This window comes from Archaeoglobus veneficus SNP6 (assembly GCF_000194625.1).
GTDB classification, from domain to species: Archaea; Halobacteriota; Archaeoglobi; order Archaeoglobales; family Archaeoglobaceae; genus Archaeoglobus_C; species Archaeoglobus_C veneficus.
Map to the genome: position 1 here is coordinate 583,260 of NC_015320.1, position 22,882 is coordinate 606,141.

Annotated in this window: 26 protein-coding genes, 1 tRNA gene and 1 other RNA gene; 16 read left to right on the forward strand and 12 right to left on the reverse strand. The window is 47.4% G+C overall.

All coding sequences use genetic code 11. From position 1 onward, the window contains the following. The first annotated feature begins 151 nt into the window (after positions 1 to 151). The 4 genes from ARCVE_RS03410 to ARCVE_RS03425 all read left to right on the forward strand — a co-directional run bounded on the left by ARCVE_RS03410 (position 152) and on the right by ARCVE_RS03425 (position 3,424). Entirely contained in the window at positions 152 to 637 is a 486-nt protein-coding gene (locus tag ARCVE_RS03410; protein ID WP_013683386.1) for a cation:proton antiporter regulatory subunit, read from the forward strand. Then, complete coding sequence (locus ARCVE_RS03415) at positions 638 to 1,717, forward strand: cation:proton antiporter (RefSeq protein WP_013683387.1); 1,080 nt, start codon at positions 638 to 640, stop codon at positions 1,715 to 1,717. It begins immediately after the preceding gene. A 164-nt stretch (positions 1,718 to 1,881) separates the two neighbouring features. Beyond that, on the forward strand, positions 1,882 to 3,084 hold the full coding sequence (locus ARCVE_RS03420) for an ammonium transporter (RefSeq protein WP_013683388.1): 1,203 nt from the start codon (positions 1,882 to 1,884) through the stop codon (positions 3,082 to 3,084). Between the two features lie 10 nt (positions 3,085 to 3,094). Further along, positions 3,095 to 3,424: a P-II family nitrogen regulator gene (locus ARCVE_RS03425; RefSeq protein WP_013683389.1), complete on the forward strand. Its 330-nt coding sequence runs from the start codon at positions 3,095 to 3,097 to the stop codon at positions 3,422 to 3,424. Between the two features lie 26 nt (positions 3,425 to 3,450). On the opposite strand, the gene ARCVE_RS03430 is transcribed toward ARCVE_RS03425, so the two are convergent. Then, a complete protein-coding gene (locus tag ARCVE_RS03430) occupies positions 3,451 to 4,629 on the reverse strand; it encodes an FprA family A-type flavoprotein (protein ID WP_156786006.1) in 1,179 nt (392 codons plus the stop codon). 320 nt (positions 4,630 to 4,949) lie between these two features. On the opposite strand from ARCVE_RS03430, the gene ARCVE_RS03435 reads away from it, so the two are divergent. The 4 genes from ARCVE_RS03435 (at position 4,950) to ARCVE_RS03450 (ending at position 9,523) form a co-directional block, all read left to right on the forward strand. Next, on the forward strand, positions 4,950 to 6,125 hold the full coding sequence (locus ARCVE_RS03435; protein WP_013683391.1) for an ATP-binding cassette domain-containing protein: 1,176 nt from the start codon (positions 4,950 to 4,952) through the stop codon (positions 6,123 to 6,125). 290 nt (positions 6,126 to 6,415) lie between these two features. Further along, positions 6,416 to 7,081: a type 1 glutamine amidotransferase gene (locus tag ARCVE_RS03440; protein ID WP_013683392.1), complete on the forward strand. Its 666-nt coding sequence runs from the start codon at positions 6,416 to 6,418 to the stop codon at positions 7,079 to 7,081. A 201-nt stretch (positions 7,082 to 7,282) separates the two neighbouring features. Further along, entirely contained in the window at positions 7,283 to 8,008 is a 726-nt protein-coding gene (locus tag ARCVE_RS03445; RefSeq protein WP_013683393.1) for an MBL fold metallo-hydrolase, read from the forward strand. Between the two features lie 162 nt (positions 8,009 to 8,170). Next, entirely contained in the window at positions 8,171 to 9,523 is a 1,353-nt protein-coding gene (locus ARCVE_RS03450) for a RuvB-like helicase (RefSeq protein WP_013683394.1), read from the forward strand. A gap of 377 nt (positions 9,524 to 9,900) precedes the next feature. Here the strand turns inward: ARCVE_RS03450 and ARCVE_RS03455 are convergent. The 6 genes from ARCVE_RS03455 to ARCVE_RS11270 all read right to left on the reverse strand — a co-directional run bounded on the left by ARCVE_RS03455 (position 9,901) and on the right by ARCVE_RS11270 (position 12,580). Continuing rightward, positions 9,901 to 9,973: transfer RNA gene (locus ARCVE_RS03455), tRNA-Val, on the reverse strand. A 100-nt stretch (positions 9,974 to 10,073) separates the two neighbouring features. After that, positions 10,074 to 10,616, reverse strand: a complete 543-nt coding sequence (locus ARCVE_RS03460) for an ASCH domain-containing protein (protein WP_013683395.1) — start codon at positions 10,614 to 10,616, stop codon at positions 10,074 to 10,076. Between the two features lie 29 nt (positions 10,617 to 10,645). Next, the gene (locus ARCVE_RS03465; RefSeq protein ID WP_013683396.1) at positions 10,646 to 11,830 is read right to left on the reverse strand and encodes a radical SAM protein; all 1,185 of its coding nucleotides are present in this window, start codon (positions 11,828 to 11,830) and stop codon (positions 10,646 to 10,648) included. Next, positions 11,808 to 12,044: a hypothetical protein gene (locus tag ARCVE_RS03470; RefSeq protein WP_013683397.1), complete on the reverse strand. Its 237-nt coding sequence runs from the start codon at positions 12,042 to 12,044 to the stop codon at positions 11,808 to 11,810. Before ARCVE_RS03470 ends, ARCVE_RS03465 begins: the two co-directional genes overlap by 23 nt. 42 nt (positions 12,045 to 12,086) lie before the next feature. Beyond that, positions 12,087 to 12,407 (reverse strand): YbjQ family protein, encoded by a 321-nt coding sequence (locus tag ARCVE_RS03475; RefSeq protein ID WP_013683398.1) that lies wholly within the window; start codon positions 12,405 to 12,407, stop codon positions 12,087 to 12,089. Next, positions 12,404 to 12,580 carry a hypothetical protein gene (locus ARCVE_RS11270; protein ID WP_013683399.1) on the reverse strand — a complete coding sequence of 59 codons (177 nt, stop codon included), beginning with the start codon at positions 12,578 to 12,580 and terminating at the stop codon, positions 12,404 to 12,406. Before ARCVE_RS11270 ends, ARCVE_RS03475 begins: the two co-directional genes overlap by 4 nt. A 91-nt stretch (positions 12,581 to 12,671) precedes the next feature. Here ARCVE_RS11270 and ffs point away from each other — a divergent pair. From ffs to ARCVE_RS03500, 6 genes are all read left to right on the forward strand, one after another. After that, positions 12,672 to 12,984, forward strand: an RNA gene (ffs, locus tag ARCVE_RS10995) — signal recognition particle sRNA. 79 nt (positions 12,985 to 13,063) lie between these two features. Continuing rightward, positions 13,064 to 13,327 (forward strand): LysO family transporter, encoded by a 264-nt coding sequence (locus ARCVE_RS03480; protein ID WP_013683400.1) that lies wholly within the window; start codon positions 13,064 to 13,066, stop codon positions 13,325 to 13,327. Further along, positions 13,309 to 13,887, forward strand: a complete 579-nt coding sequence (locus tag ARCVE_RS03485) for a lysine exporter LysO family protein (protein ID WP_013683401.1) — start codon at positions 13,309 to 13,311, stop codon at positions 13,885 to 13,887. Before ARCVE_RS03480 ends, ARCVE_RS03485 begins: the two co-directional genes overlap by 19 nt. A 63-nt stretch (positions 13,888 to 13,950) precedes the next feature. Beyond that, entirely contained in the window at positions 13,951 to 15,024 is a 1,074-nt protein-coding gene (locus ARCVE_RS03490) for a glycosyltransferase family 4 protein (RefSeq protein ID WP_013683402.1), read from the forward strand. After that, positions 15,021 to 15,983: a glycosyltransferase gene (locus tag ARCVE_RS03495; protein ID WP_013683403.1), complete on the forward strand. Its 963-nt coding sequence runs from the start codon at positions 15,021 to 15,023 to the stop codon at positions 15,981 to 15,983. Before ARCVE_RS03490 ends, ARCVE_RS03495 begins: the two co-directional genes overlap by 4 nt. A gap of 8 nt (positions 15,984 to 15,991) precedes the next feature. Further along, the gene (locus tag ARCVE_RS03500) at positions 15,992 to 16,984 is read left to right on the forward strand and encodes a flippase-like domain-containing protein (protein ID WP_013683404.1); all 993 of its coding nucleotides are present in this window, start codon (positions 15,992 to 15,994) and stop codon (positions 16,982 to 16,984) included. Positions 16,985 to 16,998: 14 nt separating this feature from the next. Here the strand turns inward: ARCVE_RS03500 and ARCVE_RS03505 are convergent, their stop codons facing one another. From ARCVE_RS03505 to ARCVE_RS03520, 4 genes are all read right to left on the reverse strand, one after another. Continuing rightward, on the reverse strand, positions 16,999 to 17,412 hold the full coding sequence (locus tag ARCVE_RS03505) for a hypothetical protein (protein WP_156786008.1): 414 nt from the start codon (positions 17,410 to 17,412) through the stop codon (positions 16,999 to 17,001). A gap of 126 nt (positions 17,413 to 17,538) precedes the next feature. Then, complete coding sequence (locus ARCVE_RS03510; protein WP_048085571.1) at positions 17,539 to 17,772, reverse strand: NifU family protein; 234 nt, start codon at positions 17,770 to 17,772, stop codon at positions 17,539 to 17,541. Positions 17,773 to 17,870: 98 nt separating this feature from the next. Next, entirely contained in the window at positions 17,871 to 18,566 is a 696-nt protein-coding gene (locus tag ARCVE_RS03515) for an MBL fold metallo-hydrolase (RefSeq protein WP_013683407.1), read from the reverse strand. 20 nt (positions 18,567 to 18,586) lie between these two features. Continuing rightward, positions 18,587 to 19,840: a tRNA (N(6)-L-threonylcarbamoyladenosine(37)-C(2))-methylthiotransferase gene (locus ARCVE_RS03520; RefSeq protein ID WP_013683408.1), complete on the reverse strand. Its 1,254-nt coding sequence runs from the start codon at positions 19,838 to 19,840 to the stop codon at positions 18,587 to 18,589. A gap of 122 nt (positions 19,841 to 19,962) precedes the next feature. Between ARCVE_RS03520 and ARCVE_RS03525 the strand changes: the two genes are divergently transcribed. Both ARCVE_RS03525 and ARCVE_RS03530 read left to right on the forward strand, forming a co-directional pair. Then, positions 19,963 to 21,681 (forward strand): 4Fe-4S binding protein, encoded by a 1,719-nt coding sequence (locus tag ARCVE_RS03525; RefSeq protein WP_013683409.1) that lies wholly within the window; start codon positions 19,963 to 19,965, stop codon positions 21,679 to 21,681. Beyond that, positions 21,678 to 22,313 carry a TorD/DmsD family molecular chaperone gene (locus ARCVE_RS03530; RefSeq protein ID WP_013683410.1) on the forward strand — a complete coding sequence of 212 codons (636 nt, stop codon included), beginning with the start codon at positions 21,678 to 21,680 and terminating at the stop codon, positions 22,311 to 22,313. Before ARCVE_RS03525 ends, ARCVE_RS03530 begins: the two co-directional genes overlap by 4 nt. A 13-nt stretch (positions 22,314 to 22,326) precedes the next feature. Here ARCVE_RS03530 and ARCVE_RS03535 read toward each other — a convergent pair whose 3' ends face one another. Beyond that, entirely contained in the window at positions 22,327 to 22,881 is a 555-nt protein-coding gene (locus ARCVE_RS03535; RefSeq protein WP_013683411.1) for a 4Fe-4S dicluster domain-containing protein, read from the reverse strand. Between the last annotated feature and the right edge of the window lies 1 nt (position 22,882).

Consider the following 22,882-nt stretch of genomic DNA (forward strand, 5'->3'; position numbering starts at 1 on the left):
AAGAGCTTTACCATTCTCCAGTATATATTTATATATGCAAACAATATTGAAGAGTTCTTCCGAATTTTTCATTATCGACTTAAATCACCCCACAAAATCCACAACCGTTAGGCTACGAACAAAATAAATACGCTGTCATTAAATTAAGATCATGGTTAGATCGATAGATCTCTCAGGCGTGGGGTCAAAATACGAGCTTGAAACGGAAAAGGGCGATAGAATTGCAATTGTTTATCTACTATCGGGAGAAACCCAGCTCTATCTTCTCGAAAAAGGTTGCGATAAACCATGTGTTGTAGAACTAACACCGTACGAGGCAAGAAGGCTTGGAAGCATCCTTACCGGAGCAATATTCGAGACAGAAAAAGAATCTGTCGAGATTGAGTTTTCGGGAGGACTCTCAGACCTCAAAATAACTGTGCATACGTACGTGGTGGGTAAAAATCTCGCTGGAAAATCGATAAAAGACCTTGCAATAAGAACAAAAACGGGCGTAACCATAATTGCAATCTCAAGAAAGGGTAAAAACATAATAAATCCTCCTCCCACCATGAAACTCGAAGAAGGAGACGTTATAGTTGTTATAGGAGAGCACGACCAGATAAAAACGTTCGAGAGGGAAATTCTGGGTGTTTAAATGAATATCCCAGTAGCGCTGCTGATATGCGCTCTACTCGCATTAGCAGTCAGGAGGTTTTCTCTGCCACCTATTCCTGCGTACATAGTCGCTGGTTTAGCGCTGGGAAAGGCTGGTCTCGGGATTTTTGAGCCAGATGAGGTAACTAAAAGCCTGAGTGAACTCGGTATAGTATTCCTGCTATTCTACGTTGGCCTGGAGCTCAATCCCAGAAAAATAGCTGAAAAAGGTTCAGAAATTGCTGTCAGTGGTCTGGTCGATTTTGCCGTGAACTTCTCGTTCGGTTTTCTCGTTGCCTTACTATTTGGCTTCAGCTTCGTTGAATCCTTCGTTATAGCTTCAGCCATTTACATAAGCAGTTCAGCAATAGTTATACAGTCTCTAATCGAGAACAGGAAGCTGATTTTCTCCGAAGCTGAAACAATCATATGGTTAATGGTCTTCGAGGACATACTGCTCATACTGCTCATTCTCGCCATTTCGGCTGACGTTTCGGAGTTGATCTTGTTCTTCGCCAAAGTAATTCTCCTTGCCTGTGCTGTTTTTGTACCGGCAAGGTTGCTGCACAGACACCTTGCCAGCATCTTTCACAGAAACGATGAAGTACCTATTCTGCTCGCTTTTTCGCTTGCGTCTCTGGCAGCGTATGCAGCCAGCACTTTAGAGATCCCTGAGGCCCTTGCAGCCATATTCCTGGGAATAGCACTCTCTGGAATCAGGGAAGTTGAAGTTTTAATCCAGCCCTTCAAAGAAGTATTTCTTGTGATATTCTTCTTCTTTTTTGGCGTTTCTGTAGAACTGGGATACATAGACTCTATTCTGATCACCTCTCTGATTCTTATTGCCATTTTGGGCAAACTTCTTGGTGGTCTGATCATTGGCAGAATTGTCCACAAATCCACGAGATCTGGAGTGGAAATCGGAACGAGCATAGTTGCCAGGGGAGAATTTTCTATTTTTCTTGCTTCTCTGTATGGATTGAGCCACATTTCCTCCATAATAACTCTTTTAGTCGTAGCAACATCCATTATCGGCTCAGTATCAGCAAAGTATGGTTATATTCTTAAAAGATACATATAGTCCGGCAGTCTCATTGGATACAAAACTACTCAGATTTAAACGGTGGCACTAAAAAATTCCTCAATTAAGTCAGCGATTCTATGAAAAATTATGAAATGTTAAGAGATTTCATTAAAAACCCTTAAAAATAGCAGCTGGCGGGGTACTCTGAGAGGTGATAGAAAATGGGACTCGATAGCGGAGATACTGCATGGATACTGGCCGCTACAGCCCTGGTTATGCTGATGACGCCAGGAGTCGGATTGTTTTACGGAGGAATGGTCAGAAGAAAGAACGTTATCTCGATGATTTCCCTGTCGTTCGTAGCCTTTGCATTAGTGAGCATTCAGTGGGTTATTCTTGGTTACAGTCTTTCCTTTGGCTCCGACATAGCAGGATTTGTAGGTGGTCTGGATTATCTCGGGCTAAAAGGAGTGGGCATGGACTGCGGAGATTTAACAGTACCACACCTATCTTTCATGGTATTCCAGCTTGTGTTTGCCGCAATAACCCTTGCAATACTGACAAGTGCTGTTGCAGAGAGGGTAAAGCTGAGCTCGTTTATAGTGCTGGGACTGCTGTGGACTACACTCGTTTACGACCCGCTGGCACACTGGGTATGGGGTGGCGGCTGGGCAGCTGAGATTGGCGCCCTTGACTTCGCAGGAGGTACGGTAGTCCACATAAGTTCCGGATTTTCTGCCTTAGCCTTGGCGCTGGTTATAGGCAGGAGAATCGGATTTGGAGAATACGACATGGAGCCCCACAACATACCGATGACACTACTTGGTGCTGCCTTGCTATGGTTCGGCTGGTTTGGCTTTAACGCTGGAAGTGCTTTAGCAGCAGACGGACTTGCAGCCAACGCGTTCGTTGTTACAAACACCGCTGCTGCGGCCGGAGCTCTTGCCTGGCTGTTTGCAAGCTGGGTGAGTGGAAAGCCGAGCAGCCTGGGAATGGTAAGTGGTGCTGTAGCAGGCTTGGTTGCAATAACGCCTGCAGCCGGCTTCGTTGACCCAATGTCGTCCATAGTGATAGGAGCTGTTGCTGGAGTGATATGTTACAGGGCGATGCTGTTCAGAATAAGAAAGGGGCTGGATGAGAGCCTTGACGCATGGGCCGTCCACGGCATCGGCGGTCTGTGGGGTGCAATCGCTACCGGCATATTCGCCAACGAAGCTATTGGTGGCTACAGCGGTCTGATCTACGGTAACGTTGAGCAGTTCATAGCCCAGATATTAGGCGCTGGAGCGGCAGTAACCTATGCCTTCGCAGTAACCTTCATCCTGGCAAAGATAGTGGATGCAGCAATAGGCCTCAGAGTCAGCGAAGAGGAGGAGTACGTTGGACTGGACATCTCGCAGCACGGTGAGACTGCTTACGCGTGAGGGTGATAAAATGAAGAAGGTGGAAGCTATAATAAGGCCGGAAAGGCTTGAGCACGTGAAGAAGGCACTGGAAGAGAAGGGATTCGTTGCGATGACAGTTAGCGAAGTGAAGGGCAGGGGTGAGCAGAAGGGTATTACGTTGCAGTTCAGGGGAAGAACGATGGAAGTGGACTTGCTGCCAAAGGTGAAGGTTGAGATTGTCGTTGAGGATAAGGCAGTGGATGCAGTGATCAGTACGATCGTTGATGCTGCGAGGACAGGGAAGTACGGGGATGGGAAGATATTCGTCGTTCCTGTTGAGAAGGCTGTGAGGGTCAGGACTGGGGAGGTTGAGGAGTAGGGTTTTTTAAATTTTTATTTTTGTTGTCATTTTGTTTTTACTTTCTCTGCGAGTCTGACTCCCAAATCAAAGGCCATTTTTAGCTCTTCTTCAGTTGGCTTGAATTTTACCTCCAGGCCTTCGTCTATTATCTCAAAGCCCATCTGTTCAAGCATTTTGTTGATTTCTCTGACTGCTCCACCACCCCAGCCACACGAACCGAAGGCAACTCCCAGCTTTTTCCTAGGCTTTAGGCCCTTGAGATAATTCAGAAATCCGGCCACCGGTGGAAACATGCCACCATGCATTGTCGGCGAACCGATTGCAATGGCTTTTGCATCGAGAATCTCAGCCACGATTTCACTCCATGGATCATTTCTCGTATGGAAAAGCCTGACCTCGACACCCTTTGACGCTACTCCCTCTGCAATAGCCTTTGCGAGAAGAGTCGTGCTGTGGTACATTGTATCGTAAACAATGCAGACTTTCTCTTCAGCCTCGAAGTTTGCCCATTTCCTGTATGCCTCTATAATCTTTGCCGGGTTCTTCCATATTACTCCGTGGCTGGGAGCGATCATATCAACTTCGAGGCTGCTTAACTCCTCAAGCTTCTTGTTAATCAGCTTTCCAAAGGGCATGAGTATGTTCGCATAGTACACCTTGGCCCAGTAAAGTGCTTCTTCAACTCCAAGCTCCTCATCAAAACGCTCGACGCTCGCTATATGCTGCCCAAACGCATCGTTGGGGAGTAAAAGCTTGTCTTCCTTTACATACGTGAACATGCTGTCCGGCCAGTGAAGCATTGGAGCTTCTATGAACGTAAGCGTCTTCTTTCCAAGCTTGAGCTCATCCCCTGTCTTAACAGTCTGGAATTCCCAGTCAGCGCAGTCGTAATACTTGCAGAGACCTCTTCTCCCCTTCTCGGTTGCTATGACCTTTGCATCCTTTGCAATTTTCTTTATGTACGGTATGCTGCCTGAATGGTCTATTTCAACGTGATTTGAGATTATGTAATCTATTTCCTTGGGATCAATGATTTCCTCTATTCTCCTCAGCATTTCGCCGAAGAACTTGTGCTTGACGGTGTCAACAAGAGCTATCTTTTCATCCACAATAAGGTATGCGTTGTATGTAGCACCCCTCGGGATCTCAAAGTTGTGGAAGTCTCTCTCCTCCCAGTCTATGGCTCCTACCCAGTAAACGTTCTCTTTTATTTCCAGAGGCATTTTACCACTCTCGGTCTTCTTTGAGTATAATCTAACTTTAGAAGCATCTAACTTTAGAAGCCTATTAAAAGATAGATTACTTAAATTTTTTTCCGTCGTTCTCTTTTCAGACCAGTCGGGCATCTATATGATTGCTTTGTATTTGTCCGCTTATATAACGCCCCAGATACTGCAACCTGTTGTCGAGACACTCCTAATTTTTCTCAACTTTTGTGAAACTTTACGAAAAATTAACAAAATCATATAATGTATTAATCAAATAGTAGTAAAAAGATTTATATTACACTTTCGAACTTCGGGCTAAAGAAGGAGGTGAATAGATGAGCTACTTCGACGAAGTCGCGCCAGACGCAAAGAAGGTAGCAATATACGGAAAGGGAGGTATAGGGAAGTCAACCACATGCCAGAATACTGCCGAAGCTCTCGCATATTACTACAAGAAGAAGGTCATGATTCACGGCTGTGATCCAAAGGCTGATGCAACGAGGATGATCCTCCACGGCAAGCCGCAGGATACGGTAATGGACGTGATGAGGGAGGAAGGAGAAGATGCAGTTACACTTGACAGGGTGAGAAATGTTGGATTTGTTTTTCAGGATTATGCCCTCTTTCCCCATAGAAGCGTTTTCGAAAACATTGCATTCGGACTGAAAATAAGAAAGCTGCCTGAGGAGGAGATAAGGAGCAGGGTGCATGAGGTAATGGAAACGCTGGAAATCGAGGACCTCAAGGATATGAGCGTTCTTCGGCTGAGCGGAGGGCAGAGACAGAGGGTTGCACTCGCCAGAGCTCTTGTCATAGACCCGGATGTTCTACTGCTTGACGAACCACTGAGCGCGCTGGATCCCGTTTTAAGGGAGAAGCTGAGAGAAGAGCTGAAGAACATCCTGAAGAAGGTTGGAATTGCTGGAATTTACGTAACCCATGACATAGCTGAGGCAATGACGCTCGGGGACTGCATCGCCGTGATGAAGGATGGAGAGATACAGCAGATCGATACACCTGAGGAGGTATTCTATCATCCCCGAACGGAGTTTGCTGCAAGGTTTGTTGGTGTGAGGAACATATTAGAGGGATTCGTTGCTGAAGTGAACGGCGATAAGGCGGTAATTGAGATAACGAATGCATCAAACCCGTTCAGAATACATACCCTGAAGTACCCCATATTCGAGCGCAGAAAAAACGTGCGCCTCTGCATTCATCCTGAAGACATCGTGATTGCTGGAAACACAGAAATTGAAAATGTGGAAGACGGAGCCAACCTGATAAGAGGTAGGATAAAAGACATCATACCAAACGGACCCGTATTAAAGGTTGCAATCGACGTTGGAGGTCTGGAACTGTACGCAACCACAACAAGGCGCCAGTTGAAATGCGCAGTAAACGATGAAGTATGGATTTCGCTCAGCAGAGATGCATTTCACCCATTGTGCGGTAAGAAGCGCAGGTGTCCGGGTCATGAAATTCCTGAATCCTGTGTTAGAGCCAAATATTAATAACGGCATCCAGCTGGCGAATAGATTAGGTTATATTAGATTATTAGCATTCAGTGCAGAAACATATTAGATGGCGAAGGAATTGTAGAGGCCCGACTAATTTATAATTATGGCACTTAACGTTCTAAAACCTTTAGTCCCATATTCTCTAAAGACTTTGAAATTTTCACAAAAGTGAATACCAAAATCGCCAATTTTCCAATCCATTCTCAAAAAGACTTATATGCGCTGTACTGCCAAAACAGGGCAACACAAAAATAATCAAGCGAATAGGCTAGCAGGTGGTCTCAATGAAAGTCGTCGCAATTAAACACGTCCCCAACGAACCCATGGGGCTGATAGAGGACATTCTAAAAGAGAAGGGAATAGAGTACGAGTACGTGAGAGTATATGAAACAAACGAACTTCCCGAAGTAAAGGCGACCCACATCGTTATCATGGGCGGCCCTATGGGCGTTTACGAGGAGAAGGAGTATCCCTTCCTTAGCCAAGAAAAAGAAATGATCAGACAGGCTTTTGAAGACAACATTCCAATCCTTGGCATCTGCCTTGGAGCGCAGCTAATAGCCAGCGCCCTTGGAAAGAATGTCTATCCCTATAAGCGTGAAATCGGCTGGTTTGAAGTGGAGAAAGCAAACGACGATGAATTAATCGAGAGTTTGCCTGATAAAATGATTGTTTTCCAGTGGCACAACGACACCTTTGACTTGCCTGATAATGCAAAGCTGCTTTATGCTGGCAAAGACGTAAGAAATCAGGCTTTCCGCGTTGGAAATGCCATCGGCCTGCAGTTCCACCTTGAAGTTACGCCGGAAATCGTGAGGAATTGGGTTGAAGACGAGAAATCGTTGACCCAGGACGAGAAAGAGAAAATAATCTCGGAAACCGGAAGATACATTAACGAGCTGAACGAGAACTGCAGAAAACTCGTTGACGCCTTTTTAAAGCTCGGGTAGATTCGGGCTTTATAGGGGGTAAAATCCCCTGAAAAGCCAAATTTATTTTAATTACCAGCGATGAATACAATCCAGTGTCGAATGCGTTAAGAATTTTTACGCTAAACGGTACCTCATAAATCGGCATTTTATGAAGAGCGAACAAACTTTAAGACAATTATATTAAAAACTTTAAAAAATCCCTCTCCTCCAGCCAAAAGTATGTACACGAGGATAGGGCAGGATCTCTACCAGATAAAGCCCGGAAAGTTATCATCTCACTGCTACCTCATCCTGTCTGAAAAGAACATACTGATCGATTCAGGGACGTCAAGAGATTTCCCAACGTTGCAGAGCGACCTGGAGGGGGTAGGTGTAAAGGTGAGCGATATAGACATGGTAATCAACACCCACGAGCACTTCGACCACATCGGTGGAAACAGGTTTCTGCAAAACCATGCTATCATTGCGGCTCACAGATACGCAGCGGTGAAGATCGTCTATGGCGATGACGAGGTTACGATGTGCAGGGCTAACGAGCAGGATGTTGCGGGATACCGGATTCACGTGTGGCTCGGAAACACGGACGTAATCGATGCCGGTAGCTGGTTTTTGAAGGTTCTGCACACACCTGGCCACACATCCGGCTGCATATGTGTCTACGAGCCAAGAAAGAGAATCCTGTTCTCCGGAGATGCACTCTTTGCAAGCGGGACGCTATCGACGATATTCAACTCGGGTAGTCTTGCAGAGTACCTAAACTCGTTAAGAAGACTGAGCACAATGAAGATAGACCTGCTGCTTCCAGGGCATGGCAGAATTTCAGATAACGTTGAAGAGGACATTTCAAAGACAGTCGAAGCAGCCGTGACAAAGTTTCCGGAAGCAGAGCGTCTTGCAGTAATGCTTGGACTCAAAGAGAGTAGGAGCATAATACCGTATTCGTAAATTTTTCTTATTTGCTTAGTTCAATAACTCATTTCAACGTCTCAATATAATTTATTCTTCCTCATCCCTCTTCGTCGGTCTGTTCTGAGAAAACATGAGCGCCAAAAAAATGTAGAAACATTTATATTGAAATACATATCCACCGATTTTGGGGGGAGGCCTATGGCGATCAGCGAAATTAGAGAGGTTGCTGCCAGATTTGAGAGGATAGGCGCACACTCCCACATAAGAGGTCTGGGGCTCGATGAAAATCTGAAAGCCAGGGACGTTGCAGACGGGCTTGTTGGGCAGAAGAAAGCAAGAGAAGCTGCCGGCGTTATAGTCAGGCTTATAAAGTCGGGCAAGATGGCTGGAAGGGGCATCCTTATTGCCGGCCCGCCAGGAACGGGAAAGACTGCAATTGCCGTTGCGATAAGCAAGGAACTTGGCAAGGACATTCCCTTCGTCCACGTTTCCGCCAGCGAATTCTACAGCAGCGAGATGAAGAAGACCGAGGCTCTGATTCAAACCGTAAGGAAAGCCATAGGCGTCAGGATTAGAGAAACGAGAGTTGTACTCGAGGGAGAAGTGGTAGGCCTCGACTACAACATGGTTCCGAACCCATACAACCCCACGCAGAAGATTCCAGAGTCTGCAACGCTGACGCTATCAACGACTGACGAGAAGAAGACGTTCTCTGTCAGCGGCAGACTTGCGCTCCAGTTCCTCTATCAGGGTATCGAGGTTGGCGACGTCATTGTCATTGACAAGGAGACTGGCAGAATCGCCAAGCTCGGGAAGAGCAGGAAGGCGGAGAAGAAGTACGACATCGGCGAGGTCGATTACGTTGATGTTCCTTCAGGCAGGGTGGAGAAGGAGAAAGAGTTCACCTACGTCGTAACTCTCCACGACCTCGATGAGGCGAACGCGAGGAGGGGCAGCATCTTCAGCATATTCTCACCGCCAAGCAGGGAGATAGACAACGAGGTGAGAGATGCCGTTGATGAGCAGGTGAAGCGGTGGGTCGAGGAAGGAAGAGCAGAACTCGTGCCCGGAGTCCTCTTCATAGATGAAACACATCTCATGGACATAGAACTCTTCACGTTCATGAACAGGGCGATGGAGTCGGAGATGGCCCCGATAATCATTTTAGCGTCGAACAGAGGGTTTGCGAAGATAAGGGGAACGGACATCGTCGCACCGCACGGCATACCCCTTGACCTCCTCGATAGGCTTCTCATCATAACGACGGAACCGTATTCGAAGGATGAGATAAGGAAGATTCTGGAAATCAGAGCGGCAGAATCAGGCATTATGCTGAGCAGCGACGCTCTGGAGAAGCTCACCCAGCTCGGAGTTGAGAACAGCCTCAGATATGCTGTCCAGCTCCTCGCTCCGGCATACGAGTACGCAAAGCTGAGGAATGCGGGTAAAGTAGAGGTCGAGGACGTCGAGAGGGCAGCCCAGCTATTCGTCGATGTCAGTCAGAGTTCAGCGTATCTGAAGAAGTGGGAAGAGAAGATGCTGGCGATGTAGCTTTTTTAAATTTTTTGACAGTGAATTATATTATCTCAACTCTCCCCTGTAAGTCCCAGCCAGTAGCCTCACATTATACAACTCAAATTAATGTGATTTACATCCTCCAATCAACACTATCTATGAAATTCAAAGTTGTTATAGAAAAAAGAGAGGACGGATACCATATTGTCACTGTTTCCTCTCTTCCAAGCTGTATCTCAGGGTAGAACCAAGGAGGAAGCACTGGAAAATATAAAGGAAGCCATTGAATCCACCTTGAAGTTCTCCAAGAGTGGACCTGCCAAAGAAATTGGCATAAACCTGTCGGTTTTTCTGGAGTTGAAGCCGAGAAAACCTCTCAGTGTGATAAAAGGGGAGGAATTACCCTCCCACAGTGGGCTCGCCCGGATTCGAACCGGGGATCACCGCCTCGTAAGGGCGGCGTCATAACCACTAGACCACGAGCCCTCAGCCTTACTTTGCGTTGTTGAATTTAAGGTTAATGGTCTTTGCGTGTTGCATGAGTGTGGTGTTTCACATCGTGACTTGGATACATCGCAGTTCCGTCTCACGCCTCCATGCTTTTAAGCTCCGAAAAGCACTTTCTTAACACGTCTCTAACTATCTTTCGCTTCCTCATTCCTCCCAGCCGGATGGCGGTCTTTTTTATGCTTCCGGTTTCGAGGAAGAGCTCGAGTATCTTGCGCTCCTCATCGCTCAGCTCAAGCTTTTCGAGGGCATTTTTCGCAATTTCCACAAGGTCTGCGTCGGCGCTGCCGTAGTACATTTCGTGAGGGGATACACCGGAATCAAACGGTCTCAGTCTGAATCTTATTACGTAGAACTTATCAGCATCGCCGTACAGCCTCCCGAGCTCTCTCTTCAGCTCTCTAAGGCTTGCAAAACCGTCAGCTCTTGCATCATCTTCCGTTAGCTCTTCAGCAGACTTCTCTTCCACGCTTTCTATTTCCGCTTCTCCTATGATCTTCCCTCCGCAATGAACAAAAACAACGTCTCCAGGCTTGAGATTCGTTACAGTCCTTATGGTCGCCCTCTTTTTTCCGCTCAAAAGTGGCTTCTTGTACTTTTCCTTGAATTCAAGATGCTTCATGCCTGACTAAACCCCCCACCCGAGCACTTCTAAACCTCTTCCGCGAGGAATATTCCGTCGTGAGTTCTTACTATCTCGAAAGTTGCGAAATCTCCTACCTTCCTATCTGTTCTGACTGTAACGACTCTATCTCTGACAACCGCAAGCTTCTCGCCGAACATTCGCCCCTCTGCGATGAGTCTTGCCCTGAACCTCTCACCCTTCCTGATTGGCTGAGGTATGCGAGGCCTTTTCTCCATCCCAAAATCCTCTGGCCTGAGAATAAGCTTTACTCCGTACTCCTTTTCCCATTCTACAAGCCTATCGTAAAACTCTCTAAAAGACATTACGTTCTTCAGCTTCCTCCCGTAGCGGTAGGGGATGTACTTCTGAATGCCCAGTGGGGGGTAGCGCTTTCCCGCGCCAATTTCGAGGGCGAAGCGTATGATTTTCTCTATCTCATCATCGTTGTAGCCCGGAACCCATACTGGAGCTATGAGCAAGTCCATTTTGCTCTCAGCGATCATCTTTGCATTTTCGAGCACCCTACTCAGCGGGTACTTGATACCCGCAAGCCTGCTGGCCTTCTTCTGGTCGAGGGCGCTGATGGAGAGGTTGATGCGGGTAACGTATTTCTCCAGCATGTCTATGCGATCATCGTTCAGAAGAGTTCCATTCGTTTGCATAGAAATCACTTCGACTTCCTTTATTCTGCTTATTCTTTCCAGAAGCTCCTCCATGTATGGATACAGTAAAGGTTCCCCCTGCCCGTCGATGTGCGCCTCAACACCCTTGCCCTTGAACTCCGCTATTTCCTTCAGCTTCTCAGCGAGGTATTCTGGCTCAACAAGGTAGTCGGCAGCTCTCGTTCTGCTTCTTCTCCCCTCATCAACGCTGCAGAAAATGCAGTTGAGGTTGCAGCCGGTAACGCATCTCACCTGTATCAGGTTTGTCCCTCTATCTATGAGGCCGAAGGCTGCATGGCCCAAAAGAGGAATTCCACTCTCCCGCGTTACGACTACGAGCTCCCTCTTCGTTACGTGGCTGATAACCTTTCGGGGCTCAGCAATCGAAACTATGTACTCTTTTGGATATCTCTTCTCAAGCTTGCGGTAGTGGCTGAGGGGGATACGCACCTCTATGAAGTCCCTTACGAGAAAAACTTTCTCCCCGCTCTTTTTATCCTCGTACTCTTTGAAGATTCCAGAAACATCAGATTCCTTTGAGGTTTGCAATAACTCTGAGTCCCCTTTCCGTAATCTTGAGCTCACCATCTTCATCTCTCAAAATTCCGTCGGCTTCGAGCTCCTTAACAACGCCTTCCAGTATCTTGAGGGGGATGCGTGTTATCTTTGAGATAGTTCGGATGTCGGCACTCTTCCTGCTAAGGACTTCGAGAACTTTGATTTTGCTGCGATTAGACGTTATGTGTCCTATCAACTCTTCCATAGTCTTAGTTACGCAAAAAGGTTAATATACCTTCTTCCGGGATTAGGGTTTTCTCAACTTTACAGCAGTTCCGTAGGCAAGTAATTCGGCGGCTCCAGCCATTGTCTGGGACGTGGCAAATCTTACATTAACAACGGCATCAGCTCCAAGCTTTTTGGCTTCGTTTATCATTCTATTGAGGGATTCCTTTCTTGCATCGGCGAACATTTCTGTGTACTCCTCTATCTCTCCACCAACTATATTTTTCAGCCCGGCTATGATATCTTTCCCTACGTGCTTTGCTCTCACAGTATTTCCAAAAACTATTCCCAAGATTTCTACGATCCCATATCCTGGAACGTTTTCTGTATTTGTAACAATCATTCTACCACCTCCTCTATCCTTTTTTCTCTTCCTCCAAAAAGAAGAAGTACTAAGCCTACTGCGAGTAGCGGAAGTGAATAAATGAGGGTAAATGAAGTAACGAGCATAGATATTGTTGCTAAAATCAGCCCAGCAAAAATAAAACCTAATCCCCATTTTATGTGGCTGTCCAATTTTTTCACCTCAGTACAGTTTTTGGTTATATATTGATAAAGCTTACTGCGACGAACACAAAGCTTAATAGTACATCGCATGATAAACACATGGTGGGCTAGGCCGGGGGGTTCGGCGTCCCCTGTAACCCGAAACCGTCGATATGCGGGGGCCGAAGCCGAGGGAAGGTTCGCTCAGCGGGGATGCAAGTTTTGTCCGGCTCCGCAGAGTCCCCGTCCTGGAGGGTCGTCGGTTACGGTCGGGCTGCCCGGAGGGGCTGTCCGCCGTATTTGCCGGGGGAACCGGCCCAGGCCCGGAAGGGAGCAGGCTAACCCCGGACGTTCGGCGCTTCCAGGGGTGCGGGGAGGAGGAGTCGGGCTTAGCTGCTCCCCGTGATGCGGATCGACCCGAGGCGTGCCCACCTTTTTCACTTTTGCTTTGATTGCAGTTTACCTTGCAAGCAGGTTCGATAACTTTAACTACCACATCAAAAAGCGGCCATAGTGCTTGAATATTTAGTGGCATTATTGACGGGGATTATCTTAGGATATTTTATGGAAAGGAGAAATATTAGCGTATCTGTTGAAAAGCCCATGCAGATTGTTTTAATCTTGCTGATATTCTTCCTCGGGATGAATATTGGCAATACTCTTGACTTTGAAGAAATGTTCGAAGTTGGGTGGTTATCCACAGTGTTTGCATCTGCTACGATGGCTATGTGTTACACTTTTTCAAAAATTTACAGGAGGTGGAGCAGATTTTCGTAGCAGTTGTTTTGATAACGCTGCTCTCCGGCATAGTCCTTGGCTATTACGGCTTTACGTTTCCAAACGGCGTAGAAGCGCTTCTTATGACCCTATTACTCATCATCGGTATCGACATTGGAATGGCCGAAGGAAGGATCGAGAGGCTGAAAAAGGCATGGAAAGAGGCTTTCGTGTTGAGCATAGGAACAATTTCAGGTTCCTTGCTCGCAGGGCTGGTACTCGGTATTGTGCTAGACCTGCCACTACTGCTATCCGTCAGCGTCGCTGCAGGAATGGGCTGGTATTCTCTAACCGGCCCATTTTTAGCCAAAACCATGGGTGCGTTTGCGGGAGCACTGGGTTTTTCATCCAACTTCATGAGAGAACTCCTGACGATTATAGTTTATCCCAAGATTGGAGACAAGGCGAGCGGTATATCCATTGGAGGAGCTACAACGATGGATTCAACGCTACCCATAATCTCAAAGTTCTCTCCAGAGCTCTCGCTAACGGCCTTTGTGCACGGATTCATAGTTTCCATAGCAGTCCCGTTCCTGCTTTCGGTTCTGTCTCTTCTGTAACCCATTGCTCTTCTCGCCCCCCCATCGCCAAACTTTAAATTCCCCATCCCTCAGCAGGAGGCAATGAAAAAAGCCCGGGTTGCAATGGCCACACCGTACTACCCTCCACACATAGGAGGCGTTGAAATCCACTCGAAAAACCTCGCAGAGGGTCTGAAAGCAAGAGGCTACGACGTAGTCGTAATCTCCTCAACGGGCTCTGATGTGGTAGTTCCGAGCATTCCCATTCCTTATTCCCCTATTCCACTCTTTTTCCCGAACATCAACGCGAATATCTATCACTCCCACGTTCCATCTCCCTTCTTCGCAAGAAAACTTGCTAAGTTAGCTGTGCACAGCAGCAAACCACATATTGTCACCTACCACAACGATGTTGTCGTGCCGCCGAAGGTTGGTGGCCACAGGATACCCTCATCCATCGCAAGGTGGGTGGAGAAGATAAACGATTTTCTTATCGAGCCAGTCCTCGAAAAAGCTGACGTAATCATCGCAACCACGCGCAGTTACGCTGAATCCTCACCAATTCTATCAAAATTCATGGAGAAGGTGGAAATTGTTCCCAACGCCGTCAACGTAAGCGAATTTACGCCCGGCAAGGATGCTGGAGAGAGGGAAGCTATAGTCCTCTACGTTGGCAGGCTCGTAGAGTACAAGGGTTTGCCTCTGCTGATTAAAGCAATGGCCGAGGTGCAAAGAAGAATCAACGCGAAACTCGTTGTTGTAGGAGAGGGAGAAGACAGAAAAGCCTTTGAAAGGCTTGCAGCAAAACTCGGCGTAAACGTAACCTTTACTGGCAGACTGCCAAAAGATGATGTCGTGAGATGGATGGGTAAAGCGAGAGTTCTCGTCCTTCCTTCTTTTTCCAGACTCGAAGCCTTCGGCATAGTCCTTCTCGAAGCTATGGCTTGTTCTACACCAGTTCTCGCCGCAAACATCCCGGGGGTTTCGGAAGTTGCATCCGAGGGGGGTTTAACGTTTAGCAACGATTCGGAACTTGCGGAGCTGATTGTTAAATTGCTCTCAGACGACAAACTCGCAACCGAGCTTGGAAACAGAGGCAGGAAGGCCGTAGAGCAGAAGTACGACTGGAATGTTGTTCTCGACAGGATAGAAGAAATATACGGTGCTCTGCTATGAAGCTTGCGATAGTCGTTCCGGTTTCACCCTTCGAGCCGGTTGAAATTCTTAAGCAGTCGGCGCTGCATCTGAAAAGTCTTGATTATAGAGGAATGGTGATCAAGTTACTCTATGTGGTCGATTTGAAGGAAGAAGGAGATGAAAGAGTCAAAGCTCTCAGAAAGCTGGGCGTAGAGGTGCTTGAGAGAAGAACCACGAGGGGAAAGAGAGCAGGGGCGATAAATGATGCGCTCAAAGCTTTGAAGGACTTCATGCCCGATTACATCGCAATCTTCGACGTCGATTCGAGGCCGGCAAAGGACTTCGTGGTCAAATGCGTTAAAGCCCTCGAGAACGACGCGAAAGCGTACATCGCGTCCTCTCCTCGCTACATCTCCAACCCCATAAACCTCGTCTCGAAGACAATAGAAGCAGAGTACCACCTCATAAACTTCCTCCTCAGGAGATCTGGATTCCGACAATTCAACGGCCTCATTGGGGTTCTGAGGGCGAAATACCTCTTTAAATATCGGCTCAGAGAGGGCGCTGTTGCTGAAGACGCGGACTTCGCAACCCGCATGCATGCAAGGGGTTTGAGGGCAATTTTCGTCGGAGACACTTTAACCTACGAGCAATCCCCTCTCAGCTGGAAAGACCTCTTCAACCAGCGTAAGAGGTGGTACTACGGCGGACTCCAGCTGTGGAGATACTGGAAGGACGTAAAGCGTAGCAGAGATTCGAACTTTATTCTCTCGTGGTTCATGGCTTTGACCTTCACATATTTCGTTGCTCTCCTCCTTCCGCTCATGGTCTTTTCCCCGCCCTTAATCATCTACCGATTCCGAAACGTTAAAAAGCTTGTAGTGGTTGCTGGTCTGGTTATTCACACAGTCCTTCTCCAGTATGCAGCAATTCAGGCAATGCTAAGCTTTGCGAGGAAGAGAGGCGTGGAGTGGAAGGCAATTGAAAGAAGTCTGTAGGTGATAGAGTGAAGAAAGCGTTAATTGGCGTCATAATAAGCATCCTGACGATTGCAGTAATCTTCAGGCTCACTGAGACGAATGTAACATGGCAAGTCATTTTTCAGGCTAACCTGTTCTTTCTTTCTATAGCTTTCCTCCTTCACGTCTTTTTCTGGTTTTTCTGGGCCATCAGGCTGAAATCCCTCGCAGATTCTCTCGGTCAGCCCATATCATTGGGATACGCCCTCGAGGTTTCGATAGCGAGCACGTTTCTTGCGGCCATTACACCATCTTCAGCCGGAGGCGAGCCGCTGAGGATTAAGATGTTACACGATGCGGGAGTGAGCGTTGGTTCAGCAACTGCGGTAGTGCTCGCAGAAAGGCTCCTCGACGCAATATTTTTCATTGCTGCTCTACCCGTTTTTCTCCTTTTAACTGGCTTCTCAACGAAGCTCGGAATAGAAATTGGTCTCTTGTTTGCCTTATGTCTCTTTGGCTTCATAATCTTCCTTTATCTTCTCCTGAAAAGGCCGGAAAGACTTGACAGCTTTACCTCCTGGCTTGTGAGGTTCATTGCGAGATTTAGCAGGGAGAGGGCAGAGAAGGCAGGGGAGAAAATCAGGGCCGAGTTGATGAGGTTCAGAGAGGCTTTAATAAGCCTCGCGAAAAATTCATACAGAAAAATCGCTTCCATTATGGTTATTACTTCCTGCATCTGGTTCTCCGAGTTTCTTGTACCTTCAGCAATCCTCGCTGCCTTTGGATGCGATCCGGAGCTTTTGCTTTCTCTCACGTCTCAGCTCATCCTCGTAATAATCTCTCTCGTCCCGCTAACCCCGGGGGCAAGCGGGATTGCCGAAGTGGGGATGAGTTACCTCTATTCAAAATTCGTGCCCCAGCACATTATAGGTGTGCTGACGGGTGTGTGGAGATTTATAACGTACTTCCTCAATCTGATAGTAGGCTTCGTAGTGAACGTAAAACTGCTGAAGTCAAAATATATTGATCAAAAATATTAACGAAATGTTGGTTACTACAGGTAACTCATGACTTCTTCAACTTCCAGACCAATGTCTTCCAGCTTTTTCTTTGCCCTGCTGAATGCGTTGTAGTTGTACTCTTCATCCCTTGCCCTCGCAATAAGTGCGTCATACTCAGATGTGCTTAGAAGTTCCTTCAGAAACTTCTTCATTTCCGTTCTGTCGATTACTCTAACTTCATCTCTTGAAATCAGGTTCTTGCTACCGTTGAACGCCATTGCCTCATTTCTCCAGCACTTTTCGCACTCTGAAACGAGTATGTAAAAATTCCCCTCGCGGAACCATGACTTCTGATACATCACGCCTCCGCACGTGCAAAAGCCACCGAATACCTTCTGTTTTACTTTCTCTCCCTTTACCACATGCCCGTCAACGAAGAACTTTGTGAGTGGTTCTATTAGTATCATGAGTATCATAATAGAACTCACGATATATATCTTTTTTGGTAAGAATAGTTTATAAGCGCAGTATCGTAAATCTTAAGGCTACACAGATAAATTGCACTAAAAAGTACAGAATATAAAGCTTTTGATTTAAACTGGTATAACTTTCTTAACTTCAGGCACCCTCTGCTTTATTCGCTGTTCAACGAACATTGCGAGCGTGACCTGCGAAAGAGGACAGCCATAGCACGCTCCGAGTAGTTGAACCTTTACAACACCGCTTTCCTCGTCAACGTCAACGACAGCGATGTTTCCACCATCCTGGATGAGTGCAGGCCTTATTTCCTCTTCAACGACTTTCTCAACCTTTTCTTTTAATCCCATGGCCATGAGTCAGTCAGGTCATATTTAAATGTTTCCGCCACATTCGCATTGAGAACTACATAGCAAATCTTCTACGACATTCGAAGAAGGTCGAATGATTAAATACTGAAGCTCATCAAATCCTCTGCTATTTCTCCAAAGCCAAGAAATGCAAGAATGTCGTCTTTGACCGCATAGGCGTGAGGATACATGTGCGTGTAGAAAATTCTCTCGGCCTTGGCTTTATCGAGGCATTCTTTCATGTTTTCAGGTGTGGTGTGGAAGTCTGATTGACCTGACGGCAGCGAAAGTTCGTGGATTAATGCATCACATTCTATGCTGAAGAGTTCTGGAAAAGCCCTCGTGTCGCCACTCACCACGAGCGCCCCGTCAATTACGTATGCCCTGCTGACTATAGAGTGGAAAGTTGGTATCGTTTCGACTTTCATACCGCAAACCTCGAAGCTACTTTCTTCGTTAACCTCGAAGCTAAGTTTTTGTCTGAGATAGGGGAACGCTTCCAGCAGGCTCTCCACGAACGCCTTCGTGCCCGGAGGCCCGTATATCTCCAGCTTTCCTGCGTTTTCGAGCCATCTCGCCTTCAGCAGAGGAAGCAGGTCTGCGTTGTGGTCGAGGTGGTTGTGGGTGATAAGAACGGCATCGATCTCCTCCACCCTTACTCCAACGTCTCCGAGCCTCCTGAACGCTCCACACCCAATATCAATCAGGATCCTTGCTGAGTCCTCCACAAGAACACAGCTCTGGGCCTTTTGAGTGTCAACGGCAGTTCCGGTACCGAGAAAGGTGACCTTCATACCTCAGGCTATGCGTGCAGTCACAAAGCCCTTTCGCCTATCAAATGAGTCGGCGTGTAGTCTGTAACCCTGACCCTGCAGAACTCGCCTATTTCTCCCTGCTTCAAAATTACCGGCCTGTAAGCGTTCGTCCTCGAGAGTAGCCCGTTGCTCCGCTTTGTAATAACCACATCAAACGTTTTGCCAACGAATGTCGAATTCTTTTTTTCCTTTATCCTGTTGGCAAGCCTCGTTACAGCCCTCGATCTGTCCTTCTTTATCCAGTCAGGCATATCTCTAAGTCTGAAGGCTGGCGTTCCCTTGCGGGGAGAATAGCGGGTTACGTTGACCAGGTCGGGTCTCGTTCTCCTCACGAGGTCGAGGGATTTGTAAAACGCTTCCTCGCTCTCCGTCGGAAATCCAACTATTATGTCCGTCGAAATCATCACGTCGTCAAATCTCTTCCTGAAGGCCGAAACTACCTCCTCGTACTCTTCAACGCCGTGGTCTCTGCCCATATCCCTCAGTACTTTCTCATCGCCGCTCTGCACGGGAAGATGGAGAAACTTGTATATCTTCTCACTTTCGAAGGCATTCAGCAAGTCGTCGAGCATGCTGTACGCGTGCCTTGGATTCATCATCCCAACTCTCACTCTGAACATCCCCTCGATGGCAGAGATTTTTTCGAGCAAGTCCGGAAGATTCGTTCCAATGTCGTGGCCGTACGCTCCCGTGTCCTGAGACGTGAGCTGAATTTCCACATATCCTGCTCTGACGGCCTTTTTAATTTCTTCCACAATTCCATCGGGACTGAAGCTTCTCAACCTGCCCCTCGCAAACCTCGTCGCGCAAAACGTGCATCTGCCGGTGCAGCCTTCCGCAATAGACACTATTGCAATTCCACCTGCCATGCGTTGCTTCTCGCACCTTGTCTTGTCTATCTCGCTCTTATCGAGCAGAAAGAGCTTATTTCCAGAAACTGCTGCTTTTATCACCTCATCTATCCTGTGAACGTTATCAGGACTTATGGCTGCATTGGCAACTTCCATCACCTTTTTCTTCGCAATCCTTGGCAGGCAGCCAGCCATGACTACAGTTTTCCCCATCTGCCTGAGCTGCCTGGCTCTATTCAGAATCTTCCGTTCAGTGTAGTCAATGACGCCGCACGAGTTGATTACGACGACATCTGCATCTTCAACGGACGATAGTTCAAACTCCCTCGAAACTTCGGCCCTTATTATATCGCTGTCCGCCTGATTCATCGTGCATCCGTAGGTTTCGATGGCAACCCTCACAGCCCCATGACATCTACGGTAGGAGATATAAATACGACGGTAGCCGAAAATAGTGAACACGATCAAACAGGCACTGCACAATATAAGAGAAAGCGTTAATACAGCATCACCCAAAGCTCAGCATGCATAAATGCGTCGTACTCTGTAAGGGTTGCACCGGCCTGAACCTCGATAAAATAGCTTCTAAGATTTCTGATGCTGAAGTGATTATTGTAAACGACTGCAAGGTTAAGGTCGAATACAGCTTTGTCGTGTTTGGCTGTCCGGCTATTCCCCACGCATCCGGTTACAGCGGCAACTACGAGATAGTCGATCTGAGAATGGTAGAATCCCTCTTTGAAAATCCCGAGGATGTTGCTTCAGCGTGGATAAATTCGAGCCTCGTTTTCTCCGAGCCAGAAGTGGAGTCTGTTGAGATGGGCTACGATATAGTCTACGAAGGGGACAACGTTGAGATTATTTCGGAGCTCGCGCTCAACGCAAACGTGACAGTAGTAACTTCGAATGTAGAAACGATAAAGAGCCTGTACCCGTTCAGGGTAAGGGTTATTGAGGGCAGAATTGAGGATGTCAGAGGAAAAGTAGGCAACTTTGAGGTTATTGTGGATGGTGTAGATGTCACAACGCAGAAGAGGGGAAAAATCGTCGTTAAAGCCGGACAGGTTATAACTCCGCATGCTGAAGAGAAAGAGGGCGTCTTTACTGGAGACGAATACCGTGCTGCCCTGAAGGCCGTGAACAATCTGGGAAGCTTCATCAGAATTAAAGCCGTGGATGTTAACTATCACGTGTGCGGAACAGCAAAGAGCGGTATTCCTGGCTGCTCTCTATGCCTGTCGTGTCCGACGGGTTCAATCGAAAGGTACAACGACGGGCTGAAGATCAATCTCGAAAGCTGCACGGGCTGCGGTTTCTGTGCTGCAGTCTGTCCAGTTTCCGCAATCAGGAATACGATTTTACCTTCAGAAGTCCTTCTCGAGAAGATAGATGCCGCGCTCAGCGCAGAATCTGAAAAGAAGGTTGTGGCTTTCGTCTGCCAGAATGCTCTTGGAGATTTCTACGAAATGTGGAGAAATTGCTGCGAAAAACTTCCGCCAGTTCTTCCAGTCATAGTTCCGTGCATAAACTCCGTTTCCGAAATTCACTACCTCTACGCCATTCTGAGGGGGGCGGATGGAGTTGTAGCGATTCCGTGCGAATGTGAGGTGAGATACGATGCGCTCGAGATTGCAAAAGCAACACTTGAAGCCTTTGGCTTCGATGGAATAAGGGTTGCACGGGCTGCGGAGCTCAAAGATGTTGACTTTGGAAATGTACCCGGAAAGCTCCTCGATTCTCCGCCTGAGGGAGAGACGAAGAGACAGAAGTGGCTGTACATGGTCGAAAGGCTGATGGCGTTCCCGCTCAGGAAGGATAAATTCCAGATTAAGCAATTTGGAAAGATTGAAATTGGGGATACATGTACTCTCTGCCGGGCTTGCGCGTCATTCTGCCCGGCAAACGCGATAGTCCGGGATATTGAGAACGGTAGAATCCTCTTCACACATGCGTTATGCTTTGCCTGCAACCTCTGCGTTGGAGTTTGCCCTGAGAATGCCATAAAGCTCGAAAATGTGCTCGACTTCAATTCGCTCGCTGAAAGCGTAGTGTTTGAAGACGAAATAATCAGATGCCCGTCATGCGGAAAGCCCCATATCACAAGGAGGGCGTACGAGAAGATTAGGGTCCTGAGCAAGATGGAAAATGCGCTGCTCTTCTGTCCGGATTGCAGGCCGAGAGTTATACTCGAATCCATTTACGAGGAAATTATGGATGAGCGAGGGAGGAGGGAAAAGCTGTGAGTGACATTGAAAGCATCATAAAGGGAAGGATGGCTATGTATTCCTTCCTCTCGTCCGTTCTGCTTGATGCCCCTCCAAAGGAATTTCTCAGAGATTTGATGAAGTGTGAAGTTGTTTTTCCTGTCCATCCTATCATCGATGAAGGTGCAAAAATACTGACAGACATGGCATCAAAATTTGAGAACGTTGAAGATTTCGAGATATTCGTCAGGCAGGAGTACACAGCCGTATTTGTTGGCCCATTCGGTGAAACCGTGTCACCCTACCAGTCCACATACGAGGGTGATTCCCCATATCGGGAAGTTACGGCGAGAATAAAGAGAAAGTACCTCGAAATGGGCTACATTCCTCAAGTTTCCGAGCCAGCAGACCACATTGGAGTTGAGCTGTCCTTCATGGCCGAAAGCTGCAGAGCAATGCTTGAAAGCGGGAAAAAGGAAGATAGAATAAGAGAAATGAGGAACCAGATGAAGTTCTTAAAGGAGGAACTCCTGACCTGGATCTTCAACTTCTGCAATGCTCTTGAAAACAACGAGAACGCGAGATTCTACAAAGGCATATCAAAAATACTGCGCGGATTTATGGAAATGGAGAAAAGAGCAGTTGATGAGCTCTACGCGCTGCTCCGGTAAAAACTGTAAAAAATTATACCATAAACACCTTCTCTACAAGCTCCTTCGCTGTATACCCCCTTATCCGCTCCCTGAACACCCTAACGATCTCCGATGCCTCGCCAGCAAGCAGTGCTCCGCCGGGGCAGACCATTGCACACCTTGGGATGGGCTCATTCTCGATTATGTTGCCGTTCTCGTCCTTCTGCTCGTACGGCTGAACGCAGAAGGTGCACTTGTCCATCTTGCCCTTAGTTCCGAATGCTCCGCTGCCTTCGAACTGCGGAGCTCCGAATGGGCATGCGTAGCTGCAGTAGCCGCATCCGATGCAATTATCTTTGTTGACGAGGACTATTCCATCGCTGCGCTTGTATATTGCGTCCATCGGGCATACTTTAAGGCATGCCGGGTCGCTGCAGTGCATGCAGGGCATGGGGATGTTTAACTGGCCGGGCTTGCCCTCGTTGATTGTTATTACTCTGATTCTGTAGATTCCGGGAGGGACGTTGTTGTGATTCTTGCAGATGGCTTCGCATGCTTTGCATTTGATGCAGAGGTTTGAGTGTGTGTCTACGATGAACTTGTACAAG